This is a genomic window from Streptococcus suis, assembly GCF_002964045.1.
GTDB lineage: Bacteria > Bacillota > Bacilli > Lactobacillales > Streptococcaceae > Streptococcus > Streptococcus suis_U.
In genome coordinates, this window is record NZ_POPB01000458.1 from 1 (window position 1) to 5,250 (window position 5,250).

Sequence of the window (5,250 nt, forward strand, 5' to 3'; positions counted from 1 at the left end):
GCTAAGCGACTACCGTATCTAACAGGGGGCAACCCCCAACTACTTCAGGCGTTCTAGGGCTTAACTGCTGTGTTCGGCATGGGTACAGGTGTATCTCCTAGGCTATCGTCACTTAACTATTGAGTCTTGTCAACTCAAAATTGAATATCTATATTCTATCAAGAAAAACCAACGCTGTCAATATTGACTCTAGTTTATTTTTGGATAAGTCCTCGAGCGATTAGTATTGGTCCGCTACATGTGTCGCCACACTTCCACTTCCAACCTATCTACCTGATCATCTCTCAGGGCTCTTACTAACATAAAGTTATGGGAAATCTCATCTTGAGGTGGGTTTCACACTTAGATGCTTTCAGCGTTTATCCCGTCCCTACATAGCTACCCAGCGATGCCTTTGGCAAGACAACTGGTACACCAGCGGTAAGTCCACTCTGGTCCTCTCGTACTAGGAGCAGATCCTCTCAAATTTCCTACGCCCGCGACGGATAGGGACCGAACTGTCTCACGACGTTCTGAACCCAGCTCGCGTGCCGCTTTAATGGGCGAACAGCCCAACCCTTGGGACCGACTACAGCCCCAGGATGCGACGAGCCGACATCGAGGTGCCAAACCTCCCCGTCGATGTGAACTCTTGGGGGAGATAAGCCTGTTATCCCCAGGGTAGCTTTTATCCGTTGAGCGATGGCCCTTCCATACGGAACCACCGGATCACTAAGCCCGACTTTCGTCCCTGCTCGAGTTGTAGCTCTCGCAGTCAAGCTCCCTTATACCTTTACACTCTGCGAATGATTTCCAACCATTCTGAGGGAACCTTTGGGCGCCTCCGTTACCTTTTAGGAGGCGACCGCCCCAGTCAAACTGCCCGTCAGACACTGTCTCCGATAGGGATAACCTATCTGGGTTAGAGTAGCCATAACACAAGGGTAGTATCCCAACAGCGCCTCTGTCGAAACTGGCGTCCCGACTTCATAGGCTCCTACCTATCCTGTACATGTGGTACAGATACTCAATATCAAACTGCAGTAAAGCTCCATGGGGTCTTTCCGTCCTGTCGCGGGTAACCTGCATCTTCACAGGTACTAAAATTTCACCGAGTCTCTCGTTGAGACAGTGCCCAAATCATTACGCCTTTCGTGCGGGTCGGAACTTACCCGACAAGGAATTTCGCTACCTTAGGACCGTTATAGTTACGGCCGCCGTTTACTGGGGCTTCAATTCAGATCTTCGCTTACGCTAAACCCTCCTCTTAACCTTCCAGCACCGGGCAGGCGTCACCCCCTATACATCATCTTACGATTTAGCAGAGAGCTGTGTTTTTGATAAACAGTTGCTTGGGCCTATTCACTGCGGCTGACCTTAAGTCAGCACCCCTTCTCCCGAAGTTACGGGGTCATTTTGCCGAGTTCCTTAACGAGAGTTCTCTCGCTCACCTGAGGCTACTCGCCTCGACTACCTGTGTCGGTTTGCGGTACGGGTAGAGTATGATACATCGCTAGAAGCTTTTCTCGGCAGTGTGACGTCACTAACTTCGCTACTTAACTTCGCTCCCCATCACAGCTCAATGTTAGAGATACAAGCATTTGACTCATATCACACCTCACTGCTTAGACGGGCACTTCCAATCGCCCGCTTTAGTTAGCCTACTGCGTCCCTCCATCACTTCATACTCTAGTACAGGAATATCAACCTGTTGTCCATCGGATACACCTTTCGGTCTCTCCTTAGGTCCCGACTAACCCAGGGCGGACGAGCCTTCCCCTGGAAACCTTAGTCTTACGGTGGATGGGATTCTCACCCATCTTTCGCTACTCATACCGGCATTCTCACTTCTATGCGTTCCAGCACTCCTCACGGTATACCTTCTTCACACATAGAACGCTCTCCTACCATAACACCTAAGTGTTATCCACAGCTTCGGTAAATTGTTTTAGCCCCGGTACATTTTCGGCGCAGGGTCACTCGACTAGTGAGCTATTACGCACTCTTTGAATGAATAGCTGCTTCTAAGCTAACATCCTAGTTGTCTGTGCAACCCCACATCCTTTTCCACTTAACAATTATTTTGGGACCTTAGCTGGTGGTCTGGGCTGTTTCCCTTTCGACTACGGATCTTAGCACTCGCAGTCTGACTGCCGACCATAAATCATTGGCATTCGGAGTTTATCTGAAATCAGTAAACCGAGATGGCCCCCTCATCCAAACAGTGCTCTACCTCCAAGATTCTCAAATGTCGACGCTAGCCCTAAAGCTATTTCGGAGAGAACCAGCTATCTCCAAGTTCGTTTGGAATTTCTCCGCTACCCACAAGTCATCCAAGCACTTTTCAACGTGCCCTGGTTCGGTCCTCCAGTGCGTCTTACCGCACCTTCAACCTGCTCATGGGTAGGTCACATGGTTTCGGGTCTACGACATAATACTAATGCGCCCTATTAAGACTCGGTTTCCCTACGGCTCCGTCTCTTCAACTTAACCTCGCATCATATCGTAACTCGCCGGTTCATTCTACAAAAGGCACGCTCTCACCCATTAACGGGCTCGAACTTGTTGTAGGCACACGGTTTCAGGTTCTATTTCACTCCCCTTCCGGGGTACTTTTCACCTTTCCCTCACGGTACTGGTTCACTATCGGTCACTAGAGAGTATTTAGGGTTGGGAGATGGTCCTCCCGGATTCCGACGAGATTTCGCGTGTCTCGCCGTACTCAGGATACTGCTAGGTATAAAGACTATTTCAAATACGAGGCTATTACTCTCTTTGGCCTACCTTCCCAGGTAGTTCTTCTATACTCTTTAAGTCCACTTTGCAGTCCTACAACCCCGAACAGTAAACTGTTCGGTTTGCCCTCCTGCCGTTTCGCTCGCCGCTACTAAGGCAATCGCTTTTGCTTTCTCTTCCTGCAGCTACTTAGATGTTTCAGTTCACTGCGTCTTCCTCTACACTACCTTAACAGTAGTGAGTGACAGGCATTACCTGCCGGGTTCCCCCATTCGGACATCCCTGGATCTTTGCTTACTTACAGCTCCCCAAGGCATTTCGTCGTTAGTCACGTCCTTCATCGGCTTCTAGTGCCAAGGCATCCACCGTGCGCCCTTATTAACTTAACCTTATTAACCTAATTTTTTCAAAATTAGAAAACTCATTAAATATTCACAGCGTTTTCGGTTTATTTTCTTGTTACTATTTCTATACGTACTGTTACATACGTTTAGGAATGTTTGATAGATATTCAATTTTCAATGGACAAAATCTTAACAACTTCCGTTGTTAATGGAGCCTAGCGGGATCGAACCGCTGACCTCCTGCGTGCAAAGCAGGCGCTCTCCCAGCTGAGCTAAGGCCCCACAAGACCTCTCAAAATTAAAGAAGACTAACGTACAGGTTCCATTTCCTTAGAAAGGAGGTGATCCAGCCGCACCTTCCGATACGGCTACCTTGTTACGACTTCACCCCAATCATCTATCCCACCTTAGGCGGCTGGCTCCTAAAAGGTTACCTCACCGACTTCGGGTGTTACAAACTCTCGTGGTGTGACGGGCGGTGTGTACAAGGCCCGGGAACGTATTCACCGCGGCGTGCTGATCCGCGATTACTAGCGATTCCGACTTCATGTAGGCGAGTTGCAGCCTACAATCCGAACTGAGACTGGCTTTAAGAGATTAGCTTGCCGTCACCGACTTGCGACTCGTTGTACCAGCCATTGTAGCACGTGTGTAGCCCAGGTCATAAGGGGCATGATGATTTGACGTCATCCCCACCTTCCTCCGGTTTATTACCGGCAGTCTCGCTAGAGTGCCCAACTGAATGATGGCAACTAACAATAGGGGTTGCGCTCGTTGCGGGACTTAACCCAACATCTCACGACACGAGCTGACGACAACCATGCACCACCTGTCACCAGTGTTCCGAAGAAAAATCCTATCTCTAGGACGGTCACTGGGATGTCAAGACCTGGTAAGGTTCTTCGCGTTGCTTCGAATTAAACCACATGCTCCACCGCTTGTGCGGGCCCCCGTCAATTCCTTTGAGTTTCAACCTTGCGGTCGTACTCCCCAGGCGGAGTGCTTAATGCGTTAGCTGCGGCACTGAGTCCCGGAAAGGACCCAACACCTAGCACTCATCGTTTACAGCGTGGACTACCAGGGTATCTAATCCTGTTCGCTCCCCACGCTTTCGAGCCTCAGCGTCAGTTACAGACCAGAGAGCCGCTTTCGCCACCGGTGTTCCTCCATATATCTACGCATTTCACCGCTACACATGGAATTCCACTCTCCCCTTCTGCACTCAAGTTTGACAGTTTCCAAAGCGTACTATGGTTAAGCCACAGCCTTTTACTTCAGACTTATCAAACCGCCTGCGCTCGCTTTACGCCCAATAAATCCGGACAACGCTCGGGACCTACGTATTACCGCGGCTGCTGGCACGTAGTTAGCCGTCCCTTTCTGGTAAGATACCGTCACTGTGTGAACTTTCCACTCTCACACACGTTCTTCTCTTACAACAGAGCTTTACGATCCGAAAACCTTCTTCACTCACGCGGCGTTGCTCGGTCAGGGTTGCCCCCATTGCCGAAGATTCCCTACTGCTGCCTCCCGTAGGAGTCTGGGCCGTGTCTCAGTCCCAGTGTGGCCGATCACCCTCTCAGGTCGGCTATGTATCGATGCCTTGGTGAGCCGTTACCCCACCAACTAGCTAATACAACGCAGGTCCATCTCATAGTGAAGCAATTGCTCCTTTCAAGTATCTACCATGCAGTAAATACTGTTATGCGGTATTAGCTATCGTTTCCAATAGTTATCCCCCGCTATGAGGCAGGTTACCTACGCGTTACTCACCCGTTCGCAACTCATCCGTCTAGTGCAAGCACCAGACTTCAGCGTTCTACTTGCATGTATTAGGCACGCCGCCAGCGTTCGTCCTGAGCCAGGATCAAACTCTCATAAAAAGTTTTGATTCAAACTCAAGCTATTGCTAGCTTTCCGTTTTATTGTTTTTTCGTTATTGACGATTTATCATGTGATAAATCACCCTGCACGTTTGGTTCGTCTTCTTTAATTTTCAAAGGTCTTGTTCGTTGTCGCTCTCTCGCGACAACTATCTTAGTTTATCATTTCTTCAACTTCTTGTCAACACTTTTTTTGAAACTTTTTTTATTTTCTTTTTTAGTGTTGTGTCTCGGATTTGACAACTCATTTATTCTATCATCTTCAACTTGCTTTGTCAACACTTTTTTGAAACTTTTTTATTTTCTTT

At 48.8% G+C, this 5,250-nt stretch carries 1 tRNA gene and 3 rRNA genes; all 4 read right to left on the reverse strand.

What is annotated here, in order from left to right:
- Window positions 1-116: ribosomal RNA gene (rrf, locus tag C1E99_RS11585) — 5S ribosomal RNA — on the reverse strand.
- Window positions 117-200: 84 nt separating this feature from the next.
- Window positions 201-3,104: ribosomal RNA gene (locus C1E99_RS11590) — 23S ribosomal RNA — on the reverse strand.
- Between the two features lie 164 nt (window positions 3,105-3,268).
- A tRNA-Ala gene (locus C1E99_RS11595) sits at window positions 3,269-3,341 on the reverse strand.
- A gap of 52 nt (window positions 3,342-3,393) precedes the next feature.
- Window positions 3,394-4,942, reverse strand: a 16S ribosomal RNA gene (locus tag C1E99_RS11600).
- The 16S, 23S and 5S rRNA genes sit together here with 1 tRNA gene alongside, the layout of an rRNA operon.
- Between the last annotated feature and the right edge of the window lie 308 nt (window positions 4,943-5,250).